Origin of the sequence: Streptomyces synnematoformans (genome assembly GCF_039531005.1) — a bacterium.
Lineage (GTDB): Bacteria > Actinomycetota > Actinomycetes > Streptomycetales > Streptomycetaceae > Streptomyces > Streptomyces synnematoformans.
Map to the genome: position 1 here is coordinate 1 of NZ_BAAAPF010000667.1, position 1,292 is coordinate 1,292.

The following is a 1,292-nucleotide window of genomic DNA, read 5'->3' on the forward strand; positions in this document are numbered from 1 at the left end:
CGGCGCCCCACGGCCCGCCCCGTGACGTGGGCCCGCGAGGCGCCGCCCGCCCGCGGCCCCGTCGCCGCGCTGGCCGCCGCGCTGCCGCTGACCTCGGCCGACACCGTCGTCCTGCTCTCCGCGGACCTGCCGTTCCTGGACGACGCCACCGTCAGCACCCTCCTCGACACCCTCGCGGCCGCCGGCGACGGCGTGGACGGGGCGATGTTCGTGGACGGCACCGGCCGCGACCAGCCGCTCGTCGCGGCCTACCGGGCCGAGTCGCTGCGCCGCGGCACAGCGCTGCTCGCCGTGGAGTACGGCGCGCTCGCCGGGCTGCCGCTGCGGCTGCTCACCGGGGAGCTGCGGCTCGCGCGTTCGGCATCCGGTGCGACGTTCGACTGCGACACCTGGGAGGATCTGGCCACGGCCAGGGAACGGATCAGGGAGCATGGGCACGTGCTGGATGAATGGCTGGCAGCGGTCAAGGAAGAACTCGGCCTCGACACCGAGGTCGACACCCGCGTCCTGCTCGACCTCGCGCGCGACGCCGCGCACGGAGTGGCGCGCCCGGCGGCGCCGTTGACCACGTTCCTCGTCGGCTACGCGGCGGGGCGGGCCGGCGGCGGCCCGGAGGCGGTCGCGGAGGCCGCCCGCAAGGTCACGGCGCTGACCGAACGGTGGGCACAGGAGGCGGCCGGGGAGGGCCGGGCGGACACATGACGTCTGGTCGGCGGGACGAGCGGCGCGCCCGCGGGTCGGACACCGGAGCCGGCGCCGGGCGCGGCGGCGACGGCGCGGCCGGGGGCCGCGGGGACGAGTTCGCGGACGCGCTGGCGCTGGCGAACGAACGCGGCGGCCTGGCCGCCGAGTACGGCGACGCCTTCACCCTCGCCGACCCACCCCCGCCCGCAGCCCCCGCGCCCCGGGAGGGCCGGGGGCGTGTGGAGCGGCCGGAGGACCAGCGGCGCCCGGAGCGCCGGGAGCGCCGGGAGCGCCGCGGGCGCTCGGAGCGCGGGGAGGGCCGGGCGGGCTTGGAGGGCCCGGAGAACGGGCAGCGTCGCAAGCGCCGGGAGGGCTTGGACGGCCGCGAGCGCCCAGAGGGCTTGGAGGGTCCGGAGGACTGGCAGCGCCCGGAGGGTCGGGAGGGCTTCGAGGGACCGGAGGACCCGCAGCGCCGGCAGGGCCGGGAACGCCCCGAGCGCCCGGAGCGTCGGGAGGGGCAGCGCCCGGAGGGCCGGGGGCGCCGGGGACCCCCGGAGCGGCCCGGGCGGCGCCCGGCCGCGCGCCGGGACGCCGCGCGGTCGGACGAG

The 1,292-nt window shown here is 80.0% G+C and carries 1 protein-coding gene and 1 pseudogene; both read left to right on the plus strand.

Annotated features, from left to right (window positions below; translation table 11 throughout):
- Positions 1 to 702: DUF6457 domain-containing protein (locus ABD317_RS37000; protein ID WP_344296467.1), on the plus strand; the 702-nt coding region annotated here is incomplete at its 5' end.
- Positions 699 to 1,292: pseudogene (locus ABD317_RS37005) on the plus strand (hypothetical protein); the annotation flags it as partial. The gene ABD317_RS37000 and the pseudogene ABD317_RS37005, both read left to right, overlap by 4 nt.